The 23,104-nt window shown below is 71.0% G+C and carries 22 protein-coding genes and 2 tRNA genes; 13 read left to right on the top strand and 11 right to left on the bottom strand.

All coding sequences use genetic code 11. The features are described 5' to 3' along the window. Positions 1 to 10: 10 nt before the first annotated feature. Together A3IC_RS0137020 and A3IC_RS0137015 are read right to left on the bottom strand one after the other, a co-directional pair. Positions 11 to 83: transfer RNA gene (locus tag A3IC_RS0137020), tRNA-Arg, on the bottom strand. A 73-nt stretch (positions 84 to 156) separates the two neighbouring features. Continuing rightward, positions 157 to 486, bottom strand: coding sequence for a cupin domain-containing protein (locus tag A3IC_RS0137015; protein ID WP_020555127.1), 330 nt, complete (start codon positions 484 to 486; stop codon positions 157 to 159). Positions 487 to 691: 205 nt separating this feature from the next. Between A3IC_RS0137015 and A3IC_RS63130 the strand changes: the two genes are divergently transcribed. The 3 genes from A3IC_RS63130 to A3IC_RS58685 all read left to right on the top strand — a co-directional run bounded on the left by A3IC_RS63130 (position 692) and on the right by A3IC_RS58685 (position 3,070). Next, complete coding sequence (locus tag A3IC_RS63130; protein WP_158696234.1) at positions 692 to 1,447, top strand: GNAT family N-acetyltransferase; 756 nt, start codon at positions 692 to 694, stop codon at positions 1,445 to 1,447. Between the two features lie 418 nt (positions 1,448 to 1,865). Beyond that, positions 1,866 to 2,843 (top strand): sigma-70 family RNA polymerase sigma factor, encoded by a 978-nt coding sequence (locus A3IC_RS0137005; protein WP_040877775.1) that lies wholly within the window; start codon positions 1,866 to 1,868, stop codon positions 2,841 to 2,843. A gap of 35 nt (positions 2,844 to 2,878) precedes the next feature. Beyond that, positions 2,879 to 3,070: a hypothetical protein gene (locus A3IC_RS58685; RefSeq protein ID WP_020555124.1), complete on the top strand. Its 192-nt coding sequence runs from the start codon at positions 2,879 to 2,881 to the stop codon at positions 3,068 to 3,070. 202 nt (positions 3,071 to 3,272) lie between these two features. On the opposite strand, the gene mscL is transcribed toward A3IC_RS58685, so the two are convergent. The 6 genes from mscL to A3IC_RS0136970 form a co-directional block, all read right to left on the bottom strand. Further along, entirely contained in the window at positions 3,273 to 3,746 is a 474-nt protein-coding gene (gene mscL / locus A3IC_RS0136995; protein WP_020555123.1) for a large conductance mechanosensitive channel protein MscL, read from the bottom strand. Positions 3,747 to 3,888: 142 nt separating this feature from the next. After that, positions 3,889 to 4,599 carry an SAF domain-containing protein gene (locus A3IC_RS58680; RefSeq protein ID WP_020555122.1) on the bottom strand — a complete coding sequence of 237 codons (711 nt, stop codon included), beginning with the start codon at positions 4,597 to 4,599 and terminating at the stop codon, positions 3,889 to 3,891. Between the two features lie 410 nt (positions 4,600 to 5,009). Beyond that, the gene (locus A3IC_RS0136985) at positions 5,010 to 5,849 is read right to left on the bottom strand and encodes an S-methyl-5'-thioadenosine phosphorylase (RefSeq protein ID WP_020555121.1); all 840 of its coding nucleotides are present in this window, start codon (positions 5,847 to 5,849) and stop codon (positions 5,010 to 5,012) included. A 4-nt stretch (positions 5,850 to 5,853) separates the two neighbouring features. Continuing rightward, positions 5,854 to 6,216: an FmdB family zinc ribbon protein gene (locus A3IC_RS0136980; RefSeq protein ID WP_026219170.1), complete on the bottom strand. Its 363-nt coding sequence runs from the start codon at positions 6,214 to 6,216 to the stop codon at positions 5,854 to 5,856. 46 nt (positions 6,217 to 6,262) lie between these two features. Further along, positions 6,263 to 7,534: an MFS transporter gene (locus A3IC_RS0136975; RefSeq protein WP_020555119.1), complete on the bottom strand. Its 1,272-nt coding sequence runs from the start codon at positions 7,532 to 7,534 to the stop codon at positions 6,263 to 6,265. 267 nt (positions 7,535 to 7,801) lie between these two features. Then, on the bottom strand, positions 7,802 to 9,304 hold the full coding sequence (locus A3IC_RS0136970) for a potassium/proton antiporter (RefSeq protein ID WP_020555118.1): 1,503 nt from the start codon (positions 9,302 to 9,304) through the stop codon (positions 7,802 to 7,804). Between the two features lie 296 nt (positions 9,305 to 9,600). Between A3IC_RS0136970 and A3IC_RS58670 the strand changes: the two genes are divergently transcribed. Then, the gene (locus A3IC_RS58670) at positions 9,601 to 12,819 is read left to right on the top strand and encodes a penicillin acylase family protein (RefSeq protein WP_020555117.1); all 3,219 of its coding nucleotides are present in this window, start codon (positions 9,601 to 9,603) and stop codon (positions 12,817 to 12,819) included. Positions 12,820 to 12,837: 18 nt separating this feature from the next. Here the strand turns inward: A3IC_RS58670 and A3IC_RS0136960 are convergent, their stop codons facing one another. After that, positions 12,838 to 13,425 (bottom strand): 5-formyltetrahydrofolate cyclo-ligase, encoded by a 588-nt coding sequence (locus A3IC_RS0136960; RefSeq protein ID WP_020555116.1) that lies wholly within the window; start codon positions 13,423 to 13,425, stop codon positions 12,838 to 12,840. 91 nt (positions 13,426 to 13,516) lie between these two features. Here A3IC_RS0136960 and A3IC_RS0136955 point away from each other — a divergent pair, with 91 nt between their 5' ends. The 9 genes from A3IC_RS0136955 to A3IC_RS58650 all read left to right on the top strand — a co-directional run bounded on the left by A3IC_RS0136955 (position 13,517) and on the right by A3IC_RS58650 (position 21,433). Further along, complete coding sequence (locus A3IC_RS0136955; protein WP_020555115.1) at positions 13,517 to 14,260, top strand: GGDEF domain-containing protein; 744 nt, start codon at positions 13,517 to 13,519, stop codon at positions 14,258 to 14,260. 9 nt (positions 14,261 to 14,269) lie between these two features. Next, complete coding sequence (locus A3IC_RS0136950) at positions 14,270 to 15,196, top strand: UTP--glucose-1-phosphate uridylyltransferase (protein ID WP_020555114.1); 927 nt, start codon at positions 14,270 to 14,272, stop codon at positions 15,194 to 15,196. After that, positions 15,193 to 16,413, top strand: coding sequence for a molybdotransferase-like divisome protein Glp (gene glp, locus A3IC_RS0136945; protein WP_020555113.1), 1,221 nt, complete (start codon positions 15,193 to 15,195; stop codon positions 16,411 to 16,413). Before A3IC_RS0136950 ends, glp begins: the two co-directional genes overlap by 4 nt. Positions 16,414 to 16,645: 232 nt before the next feature. Then, positions 16,646 to 17,113, top strand: coding sequence for a cyclic pyranopterin monophosphate synthase MoaC (gene moaC / locus A3IC_RS58665; RefSeq protein ID WP_106669117.1), 468 nt, complete (start codon positions 16,646 to 16,648; stop codon positions 17,111 to 17,113). A gap of 8 nt (positions 17,114 to 17,121) precedes the next feature. Then, entirely contained in the window at positions 17,122 to 17,802 is a 681-nt protein-coding gene (locus A3IC_RS58660) for a molybdenum cofactor synthesis domain-containing protein (RefSeq protein WP_020555111.1), read from the top strand. Then, a complete protein-coding gene (locus A3IC_RS0136930; protein ID WP_020555110.1) occupies positions 17,787 to 18,416 on the top strand; it encodes a GNAT family N-acetyltransferase in 630 nt (209 codons plus the stop codon). Before A3IC_RS58660 ends, A3IC_RS0136930 begins: the two co-directional genes overlap by 16 nt. 445 nt (positions 18,417 to 18,861) lie before the next feature. Further along, positions 18,862 to 20,013 (top strand): divisome protein SepX/GlpR, encoded by a 1,152-nt coding sequence (sepX, locus tag A3IC_RS58655; RefSeq protein WP_020555109.1) that lies wholly within the window; start codon positions 18,862 to 18,864, stop codon positions 20,011 to 20,013. Positions 20,014 to 20,062: 49 nt separating this feature from the next. Then, positions 20,063 to 20,136, top strand: a tRNA-Ala gene (locus A3IC_RS0136920). A gap of 451 nt (positions 20,137 to 20,587) precedes the next feature. Beyond that, positions 20,588 to 21,433, top strand: a complete 846-nt coding sequence (locus tag A3IC_RS58650; RefSeq protein ID WP_052173978.1) for an SGNH/GDSL hydrolase family protein — start codon at positions 20,588 to 20,590, stop codon at positions 21,431 to 21,433. Between the two features lie 272 nt (positions 21,434 to 21,705). Here A3IC_RS58650 and A3IC_RS0136910 read toward each other — a convergent pair whose 3' ends face one another. Then, complete coding sequence (locus A3IC_RS0136910; RefSeq protein WP_020555107.1) at positions 21,706 to 22,284, bottom strand: TetR/AcrR family transcriptional regulator; 579 nt, start codon at positions 22,282 to 22,284, stop codon at positions 21,706 to 21,708. Positions 22,285 to 22,324: 40 nt separating this feature from the next. Further along, a partial coding sequence (locus A3IC_RS0136905) for a hypothetical protein (protein WP_020555106.1) occupies positions 22,325 to 23,104 on the bottom strand: 780 nt, incomplete at its 5' end.

The raw sequence follows: 23,104 nt of genomic DNA, 5'->3' as shown, positions 1-23,104 counted from the left end.
TCGGGCCAGGTGCCCCCAGCAGGATTTGAACCTGCGACACCCGCTTTAGGAGAGCGGTGCTCTATCCCCTGAGCTATGGAGGCTTCGGGGCCGTGTGGTCCCGCAGGACAGGGTAGCGGAACGGTTGCGGGGGTGGCCGGCGGCTTTGCGGGTGGGTCAGGGTTTGCTGACGGTGAGGATGACGGCGGAGTCTTCGAGGGCCTCCAGGGAGTGCGGCTCCGAGGGGATGGCCAGCAGGTCGCCGGAGGTGCCCTCGACCGATTCGTCTTCGGCGGTCAGGCGGACGCGGCCGGTCAGGACGATCAGTGAGGCTTCGCCGGGGGTCTCGTGTTCGGCCAGCGAGTTGCCGGCGGTCAGGGCGATCAGGGTCTGGCTCAGGTGCCGGCGTGAGCCGCCGAGCATGGTGACCGAGCTGCGGCCGGACGAGGTGCCGCGGGCCGAGGCGAGTTGCTCCCTGGTGGCCGTCCGGAGCGAGATTTTGTCCATGTATGCCAGTTTCGGGGGCGATCACTCTCCGCGCATGTTCTGGTGCGCCCGGACGTGCGGTGGCCGGTGGGTCGGGCGATGCTGGGCGGATGGGCGTGGCCTGTGTCGAGACGCCCGCGACGGCCGCCGCCGGCCCCGCCCGGGGGTGGGATCGAGGCCGCTGAGAGGAGATAACCACTTGCTCGGCCATCGAAGAATGAATCTCATGACCACAGATGAAAGTGTTCGTACCCGCGGGACCGTGTTCGACCGGGACGGGGCACTGGTTGCCGACTACCGGCTGGGCAACCGCTCGGGCCGCCCGGCCGCGCTGGACCTGCGCCTGCACCGGCTTCCGGCCGAGCACGCCGTACCCGCCATCCTGACCGCGCTGCCCGGGTGGGTGGTGTCCGCCCGCGAGGACACCGGCGCGGTGCTGCTCGCCGCGGGCGGGCGGCTGCTGCGCCATATGCATCAGTACACCCGGGATCTGGGCCCGGATCTGGGTGACGTCACCTGGGCGGAGCCCGGGATCGAGGTGCGCGCGGCGGCGTCCGTGGCGTCCTCGCGGTTGTACGACACCTGGCTCGCCGCGTATCCGCCCGAGCACCCGGACGGGGGCGACGATGTGAGTCCGGCGAACCTGGAGGGCCTGTACGACGGCCGCACACTCGGGCCGCTGCTCGGGTTCAGCACGGTGGCGCTCGACGAGGGGCGGGTGGTCGGCGCGGTGCTGGTCAACGACGCCGAACTGCTCGGCCCGTGGATCACCGAGGTCTTTCGCGACCCGGATGCCAAGTACGCGGGCCTCGGCGGTCGGTTGTTGCGGCACACGCTCGGTCTGGCGCTGCTCGACGGGCTGCCCTCGATCGGGCTGGCGGTCACCGAGGGCAATCCGGCCCGGGCGGTGTACGAGCGGCTCGGGTTCCGGCCGGGCGAGTCGTTCATGACGGTCGTGCTGCCGGGAGGGGAACACCGGTAGATCCGCTTCGGGAGGGGAGCGGAATCAGCTCGGGCGGGGCGGTGGACACGGTGAGCCCGCGCCTGACGCGCACTGACGGCCGGCCGAAAGCGGTCGGTCGGCGCCGGGCACGCATCGGCCCCGGCGCTCGATCGAGGCCGGCGATCCGATTCCCGCCGCCCGATCCGATGCCGGCCTGTGGGGCCGGCCCCGGGATGCGCGGGGCGTGCCGGACCCGGGACATCGGAACATCCGGGCCTTGTCGACCGTTGAGTCGATCGTAGGCACATCGGGTGTGCATACGGGGGCCGACGCCGGGCAGGCGCTTTCAAGGGTCGCTATCGGCCAACCTTTCAACAGTACATCTCCGGACGGAATATCACGGGCTTCTCGTTCGTTCGAAATGTTGACGAACGCGAATGAAAGCGAGGGCTAGAGCATGCCGACTACACGTGGTGTGGCCCGACAGGGCGCCGAGCGAGTGGCGGCTTCCCGCACGCGGAAGGCTGCCGACGTCGAGCGCGACACGGTCGGTGTGTACCTGGACGAGATCAGCCGCACGAAGCTGCTCGACGCGGAGCGCGAGGTCGAGATGTCCAAGGACATCGAAGCCGGGCTGTACGCCGAAAAGCTGATCGACGAGGACGCGGTGCCCGAGGGTATCGATCGGGCCGAGCTGGACCGGCTGATCGCGCGCGGTGCCGCGGCCAAGGAACTGTTCATCCAGGCCAACCTGCGTCTGGTGGTGTCCGTCGCACGGCGCTACCCGCGGAGCGGGATGCCGTTCCTGGACCTGGTTCAGGAGGGCAACGTGGGCCTGGTCCGCGCGGTCGAGAAGTTCGACTACGCGAAGGGCTTCAAGTTCTCCACCTACGCGACGTGGTGGATTCGGCAGGCGATCACCCGGGCGATGGCGGATCAGGCGCGCACCGTGCGGCTGCCCGTGCACCTGGTCGAAGAGCTGAGCAAGATTCGCCGGGTGCAGCGCGAGTTCGCCCGCGACCACGGGCGCGATCCCGAGATGACCGAGATCGCCGAGGTGGTGGGGTCCACGCCGGAGCGCGTCGTGGACGTGATCGGTTGGGCGCGCGACCCGATCAGCCTGGACACCCCCGTGGGTGACGACGGCGAGACCGAGTTGGGCGAACTGGTCCAGGAGACCGACCCGTTGACGCCGGAGGACATCACCCTGGCGACGCTGCGACGCGAGCAGATAGCGGACCTGGTGGGCCGGTTGGACGGCCGCACGGCCACGATCCTGCGGGCGCGCTACGGCATGGCGGACGGCAAGGAGCACACGCTGACCGAGGTCGGCAAGCAGCTCGGACTCACCCGTGAGCGGATCCGCCAGATCGAGAAGCAGGCCTTGGTCGAGCTGCGCGAGCTGGCCACCGCCCAGGGGCTCGAAGCCGCGTGACCGGGATGCCGCCGAAGCGCCGGCACACTGATGCGATGGCCGAGGCGGATGTGCGTGCGACGAGTGGACCGGGCGAACCGAAGCGGCGTGATCCGTTCGGCTGGGACGACCTGCTCCCGGAGGCGAGTTCGGACGAGACCGACGCGGGCTGGGGCGACGAACGCACGACCGCGGACCCGGCGGACCTTCGCCGGTTCCTGGACGACAAGCCGCCGCATCACCTCTGAGTCCGGAACGAGCACACCGGCACCCGCACGAGACGAGACGGCGGGTCCACACCTCGAAGGAAGGTGTGGACCCGCCGTCTCGTTCGTGTCTGGGTGCCGGGGTGCCGGGGTTGCCTCCGGCGAACGGATCCCCGGGTCTTGGTCTTGTCCGGATCCGGTGCCGCCGGGTGGCCGGCTGCTTGTCGGGTGAGGCGCGGATCGGTCAGGTGTCCGAGCGCGACGAGCCCGATCCGGGGTCGCCGTGGCCGGAGTTCGCCTCCGGGTTGAGGCGCTGGGCGAGCAGGTCGCGGATCTCGACGAGGAGTTCGGTGTCGCTGAGCTCCTTCTCACCGGCGTGACCGAGGGCCCGCTTGCGCTTTTCCAGCATGTGGTTCAGCGGCAGCACGAGCAGGAAGTACACGACCGCGGCGGTGGTCAGGAAGGTCAGTCCCGCGCCGAGGACCGAGCCCCACAGCAGTTGCACGCCGGTCGTCTCGCCCTTCGCGTCGACGCCGCACGGGCCCTTGATGCAGGACGTGTACCCGTCCAGGTTCTTGGTGCCGAGGGCACCCACCACCGGGTTGATCATCCCCTTCACGAACGCGTTCACGACCGCGGTGAACGCGGCGCCGATGACCACGGCCACGGCCAGGTCCACGACGTTTCCGCGCATGAGGAACTTCTTGAAGCCGCCCACTGATTGATTCCCATCGATCTTGATCGCTCGAAGCCTCGTCGGGGCGATCGGGTCGGTGATCGACCGGGTCGATGATCGACATCGAAGACGGTGATGTTCGCGGAACACCCGATGAAGCCGGAAAACCCGCACGAGTCTGGTGTCATTCGCGATCCCTGGCAACAGGGCCGCCCACGAACCTGTGGATGGTATAGGTCAGTACCGGACCGGTTGCCACGCCCGCGAGTTCGGCGGCGACCGCGCGGGGCACTTCGAGGATCAGCAGGGCCCCGGTCGAGGAGCCGGTCGCGGTCGGTCGGGCCACCACGATCGCGGCGGGGACGATCAGCCGTGCCGGACCGGGGTGGTCGGTCGCGGGCGCGGCCAGCACGTCGATTCGGTCGCCGGGGCGCAGTACGGCCACCGCGTCGGCGTCCGCGAAGCGCGCGGGCAGGGCGACCGTGCCCGTGTCGCGCGGGCCGCCGGGGCGGGCCACCCGGACGTCGGTCACCGGCTCGCCGCGGCGCAGCGGACCGGTCAGCGCGACTCCGGCGGCCTGCCCGACCGTGCGCAGGACTCCGGCCGGTTGCAGGGCGGTCGGCATCGCGACCAGGGTCAGATCGGCGGGCCCGGGGGTACTGCCCGCGGCCAGATCACGCGCGGCCACCAGGGTCGGTCCGGTCGGCTCGGGCGCCGGGCGGACCGCCACGATCACCGCGATCACCGCGACGGCGGCCGACAGCGCGGCCAGGCCGCGTCGATGGCGGGCCAGGACGCGCCGCCACGGCGGTCGGGCGAGCGGGGTCGGCGACGACCGGAACGGCGGGCCGAACGACGGACCGGGCGAGGCTCCGAACGATCCCGAAGCGGACATCACACCTCCAGCGCGGGCAGCGGGCGAGTTGCGGCCCGACCCGCGCCGGAACCGGGGCAGGAAACGAGGGCCGTGCCGCGTGCTCACCGTGCCGCGCGGTGCTCCGACCCGGCCGAGGTGCCTTGACGCCTGTGCACAACTCCGCCCCTGGGGATCAGTGGTTCACCCGTGTGAGTGACACCAACCCCGCCCACCGAACACCGCGCCCCCACGAGCGCCCACCACCCCGCGCGCCCACCACCCCGAAGCCCGCCCACCGAAAGGGCCCACCCACCACAAAGGCCGCCTCCCGAGCCCGGGAAGCGGCCTTCTCAACGAACGAACACAGGGACGAGCGAACGCGGGGACAACGAACGCGGGGACAACCGACAGAGTCGACACCCGATCGACCCGACCCGCCTCGAACGGCGCTACGCCGGTCGCTCGACCTCCGCCGTGCCGCACGCACACGAACGCGTCTTCGGCAGTGCCGCGACCACGTCGAACAGCAGGGTCCGCAGCCGGTCGACGTTGGCCGCGAAGACCTCCATCACCTCGGCGTGGGTGACCCCCTCGCCCGCCTCGACGCCCGCGTCCAGGTCGGTGACCAGCGCGATGGCCGTGCAGCAGAGCCCGAGTTCGCGGGCGAGTACGGCCTCGGGGTGGCCGGTCATGCCGATGATCGACCAGCCCTGGGCGGCGTACCACTTGGACTCGGCGCGGGTGGAGAAGCGTGGACCCTCGATCACCACGAGCGTGCCGCCGTCCACCGGCTCCCAGCCCGACGCGCGTGCCCGGGCGGCGACCACCGCGCGACCGTCCGCGCAGTACGGGTCGGCGAACGTGGTGTGCACGACCGGCGGAATGGTCCCGTCGGCGAGCGGCAGCCCGTCGAAGAACGTCTGGGTCCGGCCCGAGGTGCGGTCGATCAACTGGTCGGGGACCACGAGCGTGCCCGGACCGAGTTCGGCGCGCAGGCCGCCGGTGGCGCACGGCGCGAGCACCTGCGTCACCCCGACGGCGCGCAGGGCCCACAGGTTGGCGCGGTAGTTGATCCGGTGCGGCGGGATCGAGTGGTCGCGGCCGTGCCGGGGCAGGAACGCGACTCGACGGCCGGCCACCTCGCCCAGGTACACGGCGTCACTGGGCGCGCCGTACGGCGTGTCCACCTGTACCTCGACCACGTCGTCCAGGAACGCGTAGAACCCGGAGCCGCCGATCACGCCGATTTCGGCCGGAGCCACTCCCGCCGGCAGCACGCCGGTCGTCATCGGGTCAGGCCGCCGTCGAGGTCGTACCGGACGAGCCGGACGACGACGAGGACGAGGACGAGGACGAGGACGAGCCGGACGAGGACCCCGAGGACGACGAAGCCGACGACGAGTCCGAGGACGAGGAGCTGTCCGAGGACGACGAGGAAGCGCCGCTCGACGCGGTCGCCGGCGTCGAGGACGTGCTCGAGCCTCGGCTGTCGGTGCGGTAGAAGCCGGAGCCCTTGAACACGACGCCCACCGCCGAGAAGACCTTGCGCAGCCTGCCCTGGCAGGCGGGGCACTCGGTCAGCGCGTCGTCCGTGAACTTCTGGACGGCCTCAAGGCCCTCGCCACAGGCGGTGCACTGGTACTGGTACGTCGGCACGGTCTGGTCCTCCTTCGACAGACAGGTCAGCTGGGTACTGGCACTCTCACCTGTCGAGTGCCAATGGTGCAGCATTCACCGGAGATCCGTCCACCACGGTCGTGGTCGACGGTGTAATGGGTGTCATATCCACGCTCGGTCGCAGCAGCCGCTGCCCGCTGAGCACCACCAGGAATCCGATGCCGGCCGCCGCCAGGGTGAGCGCGAATCCGGCGCCCGAACCGCGCGCGTCGGTCAGCATCCCGGAGAACGTCGAACCCAGTGCGAGGCCCAGGCCGATCGCGCCGGTCAGCCATGTGAACGCCTCGGTCTTGGCCTCGGCCGGGACCAGCGTGTCGACCAGGGTGAACCCGGTGATCAGCGTCGGTGCGATCGCCAGTCCGCACAGCAACGCGACGGGCACCATGATTCCCACGCCGGGGATGGCCCACAGCGGTGCGGTGCCCAGTGCCAGCAGCGCGAACATCACGAGCATGCGACGGTGTGCCGGCCGCCGCCAGGCGATCGCGCCGTAGACCGCGCCGGCGATCAGGCTGCCGCCCGCGAAGACCGCGTACAGCGCGCCCGCCAGGCCGGGCCTGCCGACCTCCTCGGCGAACGCGGTGACCGAGACCTGCACGGTTCCGAAGACGCCGCCGATGCACACGAAGGCCACCACCAGCAGCCGTACGCCGCCGATCCGCAGCGCGGACGCACGCGGTGCGTCGCCGACCGCCCGGACCACCCGCCGCGGCGCGGTGCCGCGTTGCAGCGCGAACAACATCGAGCCGATCACGGTCAGCGCGGCCTCGACGATCAGACCTGCGGCCGGGTGCACCCCGGTGGCCAGGAAGGTGGCCACCACCGGGCCCACCACGAAGGTGAACTCGTCGGTCACCGACTCGAACGCGAACGCGGTCGGCAGCAGCGGCGAACGCTCCAGGTGCGCGGCCCAACGGGCCCGCACCATGGAGCCGATCTGCGGCACCGTCGCGCCGGAGAGCACCGCGGTGGTGAACAGCAGCCACAACGGCGCTTCGGCGAGCGCGGCGACGATCAGCGCGGACACCGCCGCGCCGTGCAGCAGCGCTCCGGGAACCACCACCGCCGCCTGGCCGAAGCGGTCGGCGAGCCGACCGGTCTGCGGGCCGACGAAGGCGAGCGCGACGGCGGCGGCGGCGGAGACCGCGCCGGCCGTGCCGTACGAACCGGTCGTGTGCTTGACCAACAGCACGATGCCCAGGCCGAGCATCGCGTAGGGCAGCCGCGCGACGAGCGCGGGCGCCAGGAACCGCCATGCGGAGGGGGTCCGCAGCAGTGAGGAGTACGTGGAGATCATGTGCACCGCTCCCCGCGAACGGGTGCGGCGTTTCGATGCGTGGGCATCGCGGATATCGCTTCCTGCCACCTGGTGACGCACATGGGAAACCCCGGTGCGCCGAGAGCTGTCCTCGAAAGCGTCCACCGGGGTAGATACCGAAGCCGTGCTTCGGCCGCCGTGCGGTCACGACGCCAGCCCTGCGTCAGGCAGAGTCGGTGTGTGGAGGGGATCGGCGATCGAGGCGCCCGAAGGCGCCCCGATGGCAATCAACCATACGATCGTACCTCAGGTGTCGCCTTTGACCCCGAACCAGCCCGCGAGCTTGCCGCCCCGGCTGACCGCACGCAGCCGATCCTCGGCCTCGTCGCGCACCGTGTCGGTGGCCACCACGAGCAGGTCGTCGCCGTGGCGCAGCGCCGTGCTCTGCTCGGGCACGAAGCTTTCGTCGTCGCGCACGATCAGGGTGACCGCGGCCCCGCGCGGCAGCCGCAACTCGCCGACCTCGACGCCGTGCATGCGCGAGCCCGGCGGCACGCTGACCGACAGCAGGTGCCCCTGGAGCTTTTCCAGGGGTGCGGACTCCACGCCCAGGTCGGTGGGCTCGTGCTCACCCGCGAAGCCGGCCTTGCGCGCTATCCACGGCAGCGTCGGCCCCTGCACCAGGGTGAAGACCACGACCAGCACGAAGGTGATGTTGAACAGCCGCTGGGCGTCCGGGACGTCCTTCACGATCGGGATGGTGGCGAGCACGATCGGCACCGCCCCGCGCAGCCCCGCCCAGGACAGGATCAACTGCTCGCGCCACGGTATGCGGAACGGCGTCGTGGTCACCACCACCGACAGCGGCCGGGCGACCAGCAGCAGGATGGTGCCGATCACCAGCGCCGGGACCACCGCGCCGGCCAACTCGTGCGGGGTGACCAGCAGTCCCAGCAGGACGAACAGCCCGATCTGCGCGATCCAGCCGAGCCCCTCGGCGAAGCCGCGGGTGGCCGGACCGTGCGGCAGCTGCGAGTTGCCCAGCACGAGCGCGGTCAGGTAGACCGCGAGGAACCCGCTGCCGTGGGCCATCGCGCCGCCGGAGTAGGCGAGCACGCACAGCGCCATCACCGCGATCGGGTACAGCCCGGACGCCGGCAGCGCGACGTGGCGCAGGCCGAGCGCGCCGAGCCGGCCCACCGCGAGGCCGACGGCCACGCCGATGGTCAGCTCCATGCCGATCTCGCCGAGGATCCGGTACCACGGCTCGACATGACCCACGTGGGCGAATGTGACGACCAGGATCACCACCGGGGCGTCGTTGAACCCGGACTCGGCCTCCAGCAGACCGGTCAGCCGATGCGGCAGCGGCAGCTTGCGCAGAACCGAGAACACCGCGGCGGCGTCCGTGGAGGAGACGATCGCGCCCATCAGGATCGCGGTCGACCAGTCGACGTCCAGCACGATCCGGGTGGCGAACGCGGTGACCGCGACGCTCACCCCGACCCCTACGGTGGACAACACCGCGGCCGCCGGCACCGACGGCCTGATCTCCTTCCAACTGGTCGCTATCCCGCCCTCGGCGAGGATTACTATCAGCGCGGCGTAGCCGAGCGTTTGGGTCAGTTCGGCGTTGTCGAAACCTATGCCGAGGCCGTCGGCCCCGATCAAAATCCCGAGGCCGAGGTAGAGCAGCAGACTCGGCAGTCCGGTTCTGGTCGCCAGGCGCACCGCTATGACGGCGGACAACATGACGATGGCACCCAGGAGCAGGACCTGGTTGAGCTCGGGCACGGACACGTGCGTCACCTCCGGCGGTCGTCGGTCCGGCCACCCCCCAGGCGGCCGCACGGAGTGCAGAACATGAAGGCAGGCGACGACGGGCAGAGCCGCGACGCCGCGATGCGCAGGCAATCAGCGGGCCATGGGAAGGGGGGCCCTGCCGCGCCGGCGAACCGGCGATGAATTACCTACGCCTGGTAAATATTTTACCAAAGCGAAGGATCCATACCCCAGAGGGGTCCCGTCTCGTACCCGTGGCTGTGATGCCGAGGACGCTCGGCTTTTAAGGTGTCCCTTGCCGCACCGACCGCATAAGGACCTTGATGCCTCCCTCGAAGACGCCCGACCCGGAGCAGCCCCCCGGTGGCCAGGACGCCTCATCCTCCGGGTGGGACGACTGGCCCACGGGCGAGTGGCCCACATCGCAGTGGGCCGCGGCGGATCCGGTCGCGGCCCAGCGGCGCGCGGAAGAACGCGCGGAGCGTGAGCGCCGGGCCGCGCCCGAGCCGTACAGCGAACCGGAGCCGTACGGCGAACCCGAGCCGTACCCGCCGCAAGAGCCGTATGCCGGGCAAGGACCGTACGCACCACAGGAGTCCTACGCTCAGGAGCCCTACGCCGCCCAGGAGCCGTACACACCCCCCGAGCCGTATGCGGAGCCGCCCGCTCCCGTCGCCATCCCCGCGCCCGCCGCGCCGCCCGCGCCACGAGCCGCCGAGCCGCCGCGGGTCGAGCCCGAGGTCGCGCCTCGGCCCGTTCCCGTCCCCGTACCCCAGCCCGCATCCGAGCCCGCCGCGGCCGAGGCGCCCGCGCCCGGCGCCACCGCCAAGGTCAAGGAACGCTCGACGACCCCCAAGGGGCCGTCCAAGGCGTGGCGCCGTTTCCGGTTGACGTTCATCGTCCTGGTCGTGGTGTTGGCCATCGCGATCGGCGGACTCGGCTGGTGGGGCTGGCAGTTGTCGCGCGACTCGTTCCCGCAGACCTCCGGCACGGTCCGGGTCCCGGGGCTGACCGGCAAGGTCGACGTGGTTCGCGATGCCGAGGGCATCCCGCAGGTGTACGCCGACACGTCCGAGGACCTCTTCCGGGGGCAGGGCTACGTGCACGCCCAGGACCGGTTCTGGGAGATGGACGTGCGCCGGCACATGACGGCGGGCCGGCTGTCCGAGATGTTCGGCTCCGGGCAGGTGGAGAACGACAAGTTCCTGCGCACGCTGGGCTGGCGCAAAGTGGCCGAGCAGGAGTACGCGGCGCTGCCGCCGGAGTCGCAGAAGTTCCTCCAGGCGTACTCCGAGGGGGTCAACGCCTACCTCAAGGACCACAAGGGCGCCGACGCGTCGTTCGAGTACGCGCTGCTGGGCGTCGTGCACGACGGCTACAAGGCCGAGCCGTGGACCCCGGTCGACTCGGTCGCCTGGCTCAAGGCGATGGCCTGGGACCTGCGGACCAACATGCAGGACGAGATCGACCGGGCGTTGTTGTCCGACAAGTTGACGGTCAACCAGATCGACGAGCTCTACCCGCCGTATCCGTACGAGGTGAACAAGCCGATCGTGCGCGACGGGGCGATCGTCAAGGAGGGCAAGGACGGCAAGACCGAGCGCTTCGTCCAGGACGCGCCGCCCGTGGTGCCCTCGAAGAGCGCGCAGAACGTGCTGGCCGGTCTGTCCGAGTCGCTGGCCAGGCTGCCCTCGCTGTTCAGCGAGAAGTCCTCCGGCGTCGGCTCCAACTCGTGGGTGGTGGCGGGCAGTCGTACCACCACCGGCAAGCCGCTGCTGGCCAACGACCCGCACCTGTCCCCGTCGCTGCCCTCGGTCTGGTACCAGATGGGTCTGCACTGCCGCACGGTCGGGCCGCAGTGCCAGTACGACGTCTCCGGCTACACGTTCTCCGGCATGCCGGGCGTGATCATCGGCCACAACCAGAAGATCTCGTGGGGCTTCACCAACCTCGGCGCCGACGTGACCGACCTCTACCTGGAGAAGGTCCAGGGCGACGGCGTGCTCTACAACAACAAGTACGAGCCGTTCACCGAGGTTCGCCAGGAGACGATCAAGGTGGCCGGCGGCGGTGATCGGCAGATCACCGTGCGCACCACCCGACACGGACCGATCCTGACCGACATGCCCGATGTGGCAGCCGAGTTGAAGGACGTCGGCAAGGACGCGCCGATCCCGGACCCGAGCCCCCAGCGCGAGGAGGGCTTCGCGGTCGCGCTGCGCTGGACCGCGCTGGATCCGGGCACCTCGATGGACGCGCTCTTCCAACTGAACAAGGCACAGAACTGGAACGACTTCCGGGCCGCGCTGAAGAACTTCGACGCGCCGTCGCAGAACGCGATCTACGCGGACGTCGAGGGGCACATCGGCTACCAGGCGCCCGGCAAGATCCCGGTGCGCCGTACCGGTGACGGCCGCTGGCCGGTGTACGGGTGGGACCCCAAGTACGACTGGGCGGGCACCATCCCGTTCGACTCGCTGCCGAACGTGTACGACCCGCCGGAGGGCTACATCGTCACCGCCAACAACGCGGTCACCTCGCCGGCGTACCCGTACCTGCTGACCTCGGACTGGGGCTACGGCGCGCGCAGTCAGCGGATCGAGGAGATGATCGCCAAGGCCCCGGGCAAGATCGATCCGGCGATGATGCAGAAGATGCAGGCCGACGACCTCAACCCGGTCGCGCAGTTGCTGGTGCCGTACCTGCTCGCGGTCCGCATCGACGATCCGTGGGTGCGCGAGGCGCAGGACCTGCTCAAGGGTTGGGACATGCGCAACGCGGCCGACTCCAAGTCCGCCGCCTACTTCAACGCGGTGTGGCGCCAGGTGCTGATGCTCGCCTTCGGCGACAAGATGCCGTTCTCGGTTCGGGCCGACAACGACTGCGCGAGCAACGCGACGACCACGCACGTGCAGTGCGGCGACCGGGACGACTCGACCGCGCTGCCCGACGGCGGCGACCGGTGGAACGAGGTGGTCCGGACGCTGCTGACCAGCCCGGAGAGCCCGTGGTGGAACATCTCCAAGAACCCGGGCTCGATCACCACCCGCGACGGTCTGCTGCACAAGGCGATGACCGAGGCGAAGAAGGACCTCACCTCCCGACTCGGCAAGGACATCGACACCTGGTCGTGGGGTCGGCTGCACACGCTGACGCTGCGCAATCAGACGCTGGGCACCGAGGGGCCGGGCGTGGTCAAGTACATGCTCAACCGCGGCCCGTACCGGATGTCCGGCGGTGAGGGCCTGGTCAACGCGACCGGGTGGAACGTCGCCCAGGGCTACGAGGTGACCACCGTGCCGTCGATGCGGATGGTGGTGGACCTGTCCGACCTGGACGCGTCCCGCTGGATCAACCTCACCGGCGCGTCCGGACACGTCTGGCACGACAACTACACCGACCAGACGGACCTGTGGCGCAAGGGCAAGACCCTGCCGTGGGCGTACACGCCCGCGGCGGTGGACAAGGCGGCCAAACACCGGCTGACCCTGGAGCCGGCCGGACCGGTCGCACCGGCCGCACCGGCCCCGGCCGGTCCGTGACGGCGGCCCGCGGCGGTGCTACCGGGTGAACCGGTACACCGCCGCGGGCGTCACCGCGATGTCCACGGGCACGTCGTGCGGCTCGGCCGGCACCCGGTCGAGCACCTCGCCGTCGTAGAGCAGCACCACCGTCACGGCCGACGCCGGTACCCGGGCCAGCGCCCGGTCGTAGGACCCGCCGCCGCGCCCGAGCCGCAGGCCGCGCCGATCCACCGCGAGCCCCGGAACCACCAGCACGTCCGCCGTTCGCACGCCCTCGACGCCCAGCCGCGGCCCGATCGGCTCGCGCAGCCCCCGGCCGGCCGGCACCAGCGACGCGGGCCCCTGGTAGAGCGCCCAGTCCAGGTCGTTGTCGGGCAGCAGCACCGGCAGCAGCACGCGCCGCGTCGACCCGGCGGCGAGGTCCTCGGCCAGATCCCGGCCGCCCGGCTCCGAGCCCACCGGCACATAGGCCGCCACGGTCGCGGCGGCGGCCACCTCGGGGAGCGCGAGGAGCGCGTCACGGAGCGCGCGACTCGCCGCGACACGCCGATCCGACCCCGTGTGTGACCGTGAGTGCATCAACTGTGACCTCAGTGTGGCCTTGTCGTTGAGGATGTCCTTCATGCTGTTCCCTGAATGACGTGTTTGGACGGGTTATCGAAGGAGTCCGCGCAATCGACACAGTTCGCGCCACCGCACCTGACCCGGACCCCGCATGGGCCTGACTTTCGAACGTCTTCTGATCATCCTGCTGGTCGGCGCGCTCTCGGTCGCCGTCGGCTCGCTGGCGGTCGCCGTGCGCCGGCTGCGCGCGATCGCCGGCAACGAGCTGCCCGAACTGCGCCACGAGGTCACCCGCCTCGAACTCAGCCGCGCCGAATTGGAGCGGCTGTCGGTGACCGACCCGCTGACCGGCGTGTGGAACTACCGCTACCTGCAACTCGTGCTGGATCGCGAGGTGATGCGCGCGACCCGGTTCGGCCGGCCGCTGGGGCTGCTCATGCTCGACCTCGACCACTTCCGCGATGTCAACGAGCGGCACGGCCACCAGGGCGCGGGGGCGGTGCTGCGCGAGGTCGCCCAGCGGCTGGCCCTGGAGATTCGCCAGGTGGACACGATCGCCCGCTACGGCGGCGAGGAGTTCGTGATCCTGCTGCCCGAGACGGACGCGGCCGGCGCCGCCAAGGTCGCCGAACGTCTGTGCTACGCCGTGCGGCGTGGCACCTTCGGCGCGACGGCCGACCCGGCGCGGCTGACGATGGCGATCGGCGTGGCCGTACTGCCCGAGGACGGCACCCACTCCGCGACCCTGCTGCGAGCCGCGGACCGGGCGCTGGGCCGGGCCAAACGCGCGGGCGGCGACCGGTTCTGCGGCCCCGATCCGGCCGGGAGCGCACCACCGGCCGACAACCGGCCAATCGGCGGGCTTCATGGGTACCCGGGTGATCTCACCCGTTAGTGTGCGGCCATGCCTCCGCATCGCTCGTTCCACATCACGAAGGCCGTCGTACCCGCCGCCGGCCTGGGCACCCGCTTCCTGCCGGCGACGAAGGCCACCCCCAAGGAAATGTTGCCGGTCGTGGACACGCCGGCCATCCAGTACGTGGTCGAGGAGGCGGTCGCCGCCGGGCTGACCGACGTGCTGATGGTCACCGGGCGCAACAAGCGCCCACTGGAGGACCACTTCGACCGCGCGTACGAGCTCGAACACGCGCTGGCCGCCAAAGGCGACCTGGAACGGCTGAAGCTGGTCCGCGAGTCGAGCGAACTGGCCGCGATCCACTACGTCCGGCAGGGCGACCCGCGCGGCCTGGGACACGCCGTCTCGTGCGCCCGCCCGCACGTGGGCGACGAGCCGTTCGCGGTGCTGCTCGGCGACGACCTGATCGACCCGCGCGATCCGCTGCTGAGCACGATGTTGCGGGTGCGTCGCGAGCTCGGCGGCAGCGTCGTCGCCCTGATCGAGGTCGACCCGAGCCAGATCCACCTCTACGGCTGCGCGGCGGTCGAACCCCTCGCCGAGGGCATCTCCGAGCCCGGCGTGGTGCGGGTGACCGATCTCGTGGAGAAGCCGGAACCGGGTACCGCGCCCAGCAACTTCGCGGTGATCGGCCGCTACCTGCTCGACCCGTCGGTCTTCGACGTGCTCGAACACACGCAGCCGGGCAGAGGCGGCGAAATCCAGCTGACCGACGCGCTGCGGGTGCTCGCGGGCCGCGAGTCGACCGAGGGCGGCACGGTGCACGGCGTGCTGTTCTCCGGCCGCCGGTACGACACGGGCGACCGGGCCGACTATCTGCGTGCCATCGTGAAGCTGGCATGCGAGCGTGATGATCTGGGACCCGAGTTCCGGGCCTGGCTGCGGAGTTACGTGAACGAGGAGATGCAAGCATGAAAAGCGTCGAGGACCACCTGACCGGGATCCTCGGGCGGATCGCACCGCTGGCCCCCCTCGAACTGCAACTGCTCGACGCACACGGCAGCCTCCTGGTCGACGAGGTCGCGGCGACCGGTGACCTGCCGCCGTTCGACAACTCGTCGATGGACGGATACGCGGTGCGCCTCGCGGACGTCGCCGACGCGAGCGAGCGCTACCCGGTGGTACTGGACGTGGTGGACGACATCGCCGCGGGCAACGCGCCCAAGACCGCGATCGGTTCCGGCACCTGCGCCCGGATCATGACCGGCGCGCCGCTGCCGGAGGGCGCCGAGGCGATCGTGCCGGTCGAGTGGACCGACGCGGGCATGCCGACGGTACGGATCACCAAGGCGCCACAGAGCGGCCAGTACATCCGCCGTCGGGGCAGCGACGTCACCGCCGGGCAGACCGTTCTGGACGCGGGCAGCGTGATCGGCTCGGCGCAGGTCGGCCTGCTCGCCGCGATCGGCCGCGAGCGCATCCGGGTGCGGCCCAAGCCGCGCGTGGTGATCCTGTCCACCGGCAGCGAGCTGACCCAGCCCGGCCGGCCGATCGGCCCCGGCCAGATCCGCGACTCGAACAGCTACATGCTCACCGCCGCCGCGCGCGAGGCGGGCGCCATCGCGTACCGGGTCGGCAACGTGCCCGACGACCCGAAGATCCTGATCGACACGATCGAGGACCAGCTGATCCGGGCGGATGTGGTGGTCACCACGGGCGGCGTCAGCGCGGGCGCCTACGACGTGGTCAAGGAGGTGCTCTCCGAGCTGGGCACGGTCGAGTTCGACAAGATCGCGATGCAGCCGGGGATGCCGCAGGGCTTCGGCGTGATCGGCCCGGACGAGACGCCGATCTTCACCCTTCCCGGCAATCCGGTCAGCGCGTTCGTGTCCTTCGAGGTGTTCGTCCGTCCGGCACTGCTGCGGATGCAGGGCGCCGAGGTCACCGAGCGGCCGATCGTGCGGGCCACCTGTTCGGCGGCGCTGAAGTCGCCCGAGGGCAAGCGCCGGTTCCTGCGCGCCTGGTACACCCCGCCGGTCGCGGGGGTCGGCGAGGGCACCGTGGACCCGGTCGGCGGCACCGGCTCCCACCTGCTCGGCAGCCTGGCCAAGGCGAACGCGCTGATCACCCTTCCCGCCGACGTCACCGAGGTCGCCGAGGGCGCCGAGGTCTCCGTGATGCTGCTCGGCTGAGCGCCGTGACCCCCGTCCGGGCGGGCCCGTGCATGCGGGCCGCCCGGTTGTGCCTCTAACGTTGCCCCTGCACGACACGGCGGTTCGATACACGGGCGGTCCGACACACCGGGCGGTCCGACACACACGGCACTTCGACGCCCACCCGCACGGTGGGCTCACCGTATGGGGTGGAAAGTTGACGCGCGGCGCCAAAAACCTCACGCACCTCGACGAGGCCGGCGCGGCCCGCATGGTGGACGTCACGGCCAAGGAGATCTCGGTCCGCACGGGCTCGGCCTCGGGCCGGGTGCTCGTGTCGCCGCGCGTGGTCGAACTCCTGCGGGGCGAGGGCATGCCCAAGGGTGACGCACTGGCCACCGCACGGATCGCGGGCATCATGGCGGCCAAGCGCACGCCCGACCTGGTGCCGCTGTGCCACCCGATCGCGCTGCACGGCGTCGCGGTGGACCTGACGGTGCACGACGACGCGGTGGAGATCACCGCGACCGTGCGTACCGCCGATCGCACCGGCGTCGAGATGGAGGCGCTGACCGCGGTCTCCGTCGCGGCGCTCACGGTCGTGGACATGATCAAGGCAGTGGACCCGGGCGCGGTCATCACCGACGTACGGGTCGAGCGGAAGACGGGCGGCGCCTCCGGGGACTGGGAACGGGACACCGGGGCAGCGGCCACACAACGGGACGGAGGGCAAGTCTGATGCGAGCCATGGTGATCACCGTGTCCACGCGCGCGGCGGCCGGAACCTACGGGGACGAGAGCGGTCCGGTGATCGTGCGCGGGCTGCAGGCACTGGGCTTCGAGACGCGGGGACCGCAGGTCGTGCCCGACGGTGAGCCCGTCGCCCAGGCGCTGCGGGACGCGGTCGCGGGCCACTACGACGTGATCATCACCACCGGGGGGACCGGGCTCAACCCGTTCGACCAGACTCCGCAGATGACCAGCCGGGTGATCAGCTACGAGGTGCCGGGCATCGCCGAGGCGATCCGGATGGAGAACTTCGACAAGGTGCCGACCTCGATCCTGTCGCGCGGCATCGCCGGCGTCGCGATCACCCAGGACTCGCACTGGACCTACCGCAGCCTGATCGTCAACCTGCCGGGCTCGCCGGGCGGCGCGCAGGACGGCATCAACGTGCTGGCCAAGGTGCTGCCGCATGTGGTGTCCCAGCTCCAGGGCGGCGACCACCAGCAGGGCGGCGGGTTCGGCGGCGGTGGCGGCGGTGGTGGCGGCTTCGGCGGCGGAGGGCAGCAGCCCGCGCCCGGAGGCGGCGGTTACCAGGGCGGCTTCGGTGGCGGCGGTGGCTACCAGGGCGGCGGCGCGGGCGGTGGGTTCCAGGGCGGCGGGGGCTACGGAGGGGCGCAGCAGCCGCCATGGGGCACGCGCTGACCCGCGGGTGGCCGGTGGAACTCACCGAGGGCCGGGTCACCCTGCGCCCGATCCGCGCCCGGGACGCGGTCGCCTGGCAGGAGGTGCACACCCGCAACCGCGAATGGCTGCGCCGCTGGGAGGCGACCGTGCCGCCGGGCTCCGCGGCCGGTCGGCGGCCGACGTTCCGGCAGATGGTGCGCTTCCTGCGGGCCGAGGCGGGCGCCGGCCGGATGTTGCCGTTCGTGGTGTTGTACGACGGGCAGTTGGTCGGTCAGGTCACCGTCGCCGGGATCACCTGGGGATCGATGTGCTCGGCGCACGTCGGCTACTGGGTGGACGAACGGGTCGCCGGGCTGGGCGTGATGCCGACGGCGGTCGCGCTCGTCGCCGACCACTGCTTCTTCCGGCTGGGCATCCATCGCCTCGAGGTGTGCATCCGGCCGGAGAACCGGGCCAGTCGGCGGGTGGTCGACAAGCTGGGATTTCGCGAGGAGTGTCTGCGTCCGCGCTATCTGCACATCGACGGCGACTGGCGCGACCACCTCGCCTACGCGTTGAACGCCGAGGAGGTCCCCGAGGGCCTGTTGATGCGGTGGCGCGCCTACCGGGAGAGCCGAGGGTTCACCTGGTAGGCCCTGGTGGGTGGGGATCCCTGCTCGGGACCCTTGCTCCGGGGATCCTTGCTCGGAAACTCTCCGCGTAGTGGGCATCTCTTCGATGTCGATCCCGCCATATCGACACATCGATCTTGCGATTTCGCTACTCTGCCGGAGATATGAGCGGTGTCACCTCGGCAGACCCCGGCGCCTCCGGGAGAACGGCTGCCCGAGGGGCCTCGGGAGCCACACCGGCTCCGGGTATCTCGGGTGTCCCGGTGATTCCGGCCGTGTCGGACGTCTCGGAGAATTCGGTGGGGTCGGGCTTCCCGGTTGTTTCGGTCGTGTCGGGTGGTTCGGTGGATATGGTTGCCTCGGCCGTCTCGTCAGTCACATTCGTCACATGGGCATCACTGCGGATCGGGCGACACACCGTGCCTAATCCGACGATGCGGTGCCCATCCGGCTTAGCGTGTGAAGCGTGAACGGCAGCGGCCTGATCTACGCAGCGATCGTGGGGGCCTGGGCTGCCTACCTGGTGCCCATGTGGCTTCGCCGACAGGACGAGCTCAACGAGGCCCGGCCGACCGAGCGATTCACCACCGCGATCCGGATCCTCTCCCGTCGCGGCGCCTTCGAGCGTCGCTCCGCCCGTGTGCTCGCCGAGGCCCGTGCGGCCGCGGACGAGGGCACGGACGCGCCCGAGCGGCGCGGCCCGGCCGAACCGCCGCGCACGCGGCAACACCCGGCCAAGGCCGCCGCGCCGCAACCGACGCAGCAGCCGGCCGTGCCCCCCGGGGCGGTGCCCTCGGCCAAGGCCGCCAAGCCCGGCGCGGCCAAGCGCCCCGCCGGACCGGCGCGCCGGGACGAGGGTCGGGCCGCGCTGCTCACGCGGCGCCGCCGGGTCATCGCGACCCTGTTCGCGGCCTTCACCGCCGGCGCGATCGTGGCCGGTGTGGCCGGCCTCGCGTGGGTGTGGCTGCCGGCCGTGCCGGGTGTCCTGCTGTCCGCGTACATCGTGCACCTGCGGGTGCAGGAGCGGCGGCGCTACGAGGCCGGCCTGCGCCGGCTGGGCCGACCCGCGGGCGGCAAGTCCGGTGCGCCGGTCGACGCTGCCTCGGCCGCCGAATCCCGCCCCCGCGCCAAGGCCCGCGAGACGCACGACGCGACGCCGCCCGAACCCCGTGCCGCGACCCCGCCGACCGGCGGCGACGCGCGGCAGGGGCGCACACCGCGCTCGCGGCCGACCGGCTCGTCCGGACCGAACGGCGCTTCGGGGGTCTCGGCCTCGCCCCGGGGCAGGCGCGACCGGGAGGCGGAGGAGCCCGCGTTGGCCGAGTGGATCGCCGAACTGGCCACCGACGGCGGCCCGCACGACCGCGACTCGTGGGACCCGGTCCCGGTCCCGCTGCCCACCTACGTGACCGCGCCGGTGGTCCCGCGCGGCGACGTCGAACACGAGCCGGAACGCCCGCAGATCCACGCCGTCCCGGACGCCGGGCCGACCGAGGCACCGCGCCCGTCCACCCCGTTGTTCGACCAATACGCCGAGGACACCCGCACCGGATACGGCGCCTCGGTCGACTCGCTTCCCCTGTACGAACACGAGTGGCGCCGGGCCGTCAACGAGTGAATACCCGTGCACGACCCACCTCGTGGAGGTGGTAATGTTTCTCCTCGTTGGGCCTGTGGCGCAGTCTGGTAGCGCACCTCGTTCGCATCGAGGGGGTCTGGGGTTCAAATCCCCACAGGTCCACACAGCACGAAAGCCCCGCCGGATATCCGGCGGGGCTTTCGTCGTTTTCCCGGCAGGAATTCGTCCGCGTCGAACCGGTGTCCGGTCGATCGCCGCCGAGTCGAGCCCGGGGGTGGCGGGTCCGCCGTTCGGCCGGCCCGCGTCGGCAACTCATGGGCCGGGGGCCGTAGTTGGCTGCGCTGTGGCGGGCGGGCATGGGAATCGCCTGCCTGTGGTCCTCGTCACCTCGATGGCGCCGACCCCGGGGTGACGTGCCGGTGATGCGCGGGTGAACCGTGTCGCATTTTGGTCGGGCGGGAATGGGCGGCGGTTGATTGGCCTTGCTCGAAGGAGTGCATTCCCGAGGGGTTGTTCGGGGGCGCGCAGCGGTGCGCTGCCGCGTGTAGCGGAGTGTGTTCGGGTGGTTATTACGGTCGCGTAGGCGAGGTGAGCGATGCCAACATCGGGTGACATGGCCGAGCTTTTGAATCCACACGGGAACCTGTCCGGAATCAACTCTTATGTGGCCATCGGCGACAGCTTCACCGAAGGGGTCGGCGATCCCGGGCCCGACGGGAAGTTCCTCGGGTGGGCGGACCGGTTCGCGGCTCGGCTGGCGGTGGAGCAGCCGGGGTTGCGGTACGCGAATCTCGCGGTGCGCGGGAAGTTGTTGCACCAGATCGTCGAGGAGCAGGTGCCGCTGGCCATTGCGGCGCGACCCGATCTGGTGACGTTGTGCGCGGGTGGCAACGATGTGCTGCGGCCCGGGAGCGATCCGGACAGACTGGCCGCCGAGTACGAGGAAGCGGTCGCCGCGTTGACGGCGGCGGGCGCGCGGGTCGTGGTGTTCACCGGGTTCGATACGCGCTGGGTGCCGGTGCTCAAGCTGATCCGGGGCAAGGTGGCCACGTACAACGAGCTGTTGCGGGCGGTCGCGGATCGCTACGACTGCCTCGTCGCGGACATGTGGGGGCTCACCTCGCTGCATGATCGGCGGGCGTGGAGCGAGGACCGGCTGCATCTGTCGCCGGAGGGTCACGACCGGGTGGCGCTCAAGGTCGGGCGGGCGCTCGGGCTGTCCGCCGAGGGCGACCCGGACGCGCCGTGGCCGGCGGAGGCGGTCGAGGTCACCGCCGGCGCGGCGCGGCTGGAGAACGTGCATTGGGCGCGGGAGCACCTGGTGCCGTGGATCGGGCGGCGGCTTCGGGGGCAGTCGTCGGGGGACCACGTGACGGCGAAGCGGCCGGAGTTGGCGCCGCTGGATGATGTCGCCGCACCCGCGCCCGTTGGCGCGCCCGTGAGTCGTCAGGCCTCGTAGGGCGGGGTCGGGTCCGTCCGGGTTGTCCTCAAGCGCCGGACGGGCTGAGTGGGTTGCGTACCCATGTGTGCGTCGGTCTCGTGGGGACTTGGGTTGTCCTCAAGCGCCGGACGGGCTGATGGGGGTTGCGTACCCGTCTGTGCGTTGGTCTTGCGGAGGCTTGTGGTGTCCTCAAGCGCCGGACGGGCTGGGTTGCGTGACCGGGCTGACGGGGGTCGCGTGGCCGGGCCGGGTGGGTTGCGTGGTCGGGGCGGGTGGGCTGGGTGGCTCGGCTAGGGCGTGGCTGGTTCCGCTGCGGCGCCCAGGATCAGGAGGCGGGCCGAGCGGGTTACCGTGCGTTCCACGTCGTCCATGGTCATTCGGCCGAAGGCCCAGCTGAACAGGGCGCCTTCCCAGGCTATTCCGAGCAGGTGGACGAACTCGTCGGCGCTTGCGATCTCGTCGGCCATCGCGGTGCGGAACATGTCGTTCATGATTCGGTTGATCTCGCGATGGCAGTCGCCCACGCCGGGGTCGGAGGAGCCGAGCGCGTGGATCAGCGCGGCGGTCAGCCGTGGGTGGCGGGCCATCGTTCGGCACGTGTTGTGCAGGATCGCGCAGACCCGCTCCGCGGCGTCGGCGCCGTTCGGTCGGGCCGCGCCGCTGCGTTCCAGCGCGGCGATCCACTCCAGGTGGGTGGCCGCGAGCAGGTGGTCCTTCGAGGAGAAGTGCCGGTAGATGGTCGCCGAGGAAAGTCGGGACAGGCGGACCACGTCGCGCATCTGCACGCTGTCGTAGCCGCCCGCCGCGGCCAGATCGCGGGTCGCGTCGATGGCTCGCCTGCGTATGTCCTGCTCCCGCGCGACGGACACCGGCGCAGCCTCTCTCGGGGTCGACAACGGCGTGGACACGCTAGATCCAGGTGCTGAACCACATGCGATCCAGCCACCCGCTGCGGGAGATCGTCTCACCGGTGAAGATCGGATAGAAGTACAGGAAGTTCCAGGCGATCAGCGCGATGATCGCGACCACCCCCGCCGTGCCCCACGCCCGCCGCCGCTCGGATGCCCCCGGCGGGCCCAGCAGTGCGCCGAGCATCATGGTCACCGCCAGGCACAGGAACGGTACGAAGGCGACCGCGTAGAACAGGAAGATGGTCCGCTGCTGGTAGGCCATCCACGGCAGGTACGCCGCGCCGAGCCCGCACAGGATCGCGCCCGCGCGCCAGTCGCGGCGGCCCGCCCAGCGGAACAGCAGGTAGCCGACCGCGATCACGCCGGTCCACCACAGCAGCGGCGTCCCGATGCCCAGCACGGTCTGGTAGCAGTCCTGCTCGGTGCACCCGGCCGTGCCCTGGTGCACGGTCTCGAAGTAGTAGGCCACCGGTCGACCCAGGACCAGCCAGCTCCACGGATTCGACTGGTACGGGTGCGGGCTGTCCAAGCCGGTGTGGAACGACCACATCTCCGCGTGGTAGTGCCACAGGCTGCGCAGCGGCGCCGGCACCCACGACATGCCGAATTGGGGCAGTGGGATGCCGAACACCTCGTCCGGGGACAGCCCGGAGCGGTCGTCGGCCCAGTGCCGGAAGTAGCCGCCGTCGGTCATGAACCAGCCGGTCCAGGACCAGATGTAGATCGCCACCGCGATGGCGACGGTGGACAGGAACGCGAACAGCACGTCGTGCCGCAG

The sequence above is a fragment of the Embleya scabrispora DSM 41855 genome (genome assembly GCF_000372745.1).
Classification (GTDB): Bacteria; Actinomycetota; Actinomycetes; order Streptomycetales; family Streptomycetaceae; genus Embleya; species Embleya scabrispora.
The sequence above is the reverse complement of the archived record's forward strand: the minus strand, read 5'-3'. Positions and strand labels throughout refer to the sequence as shown.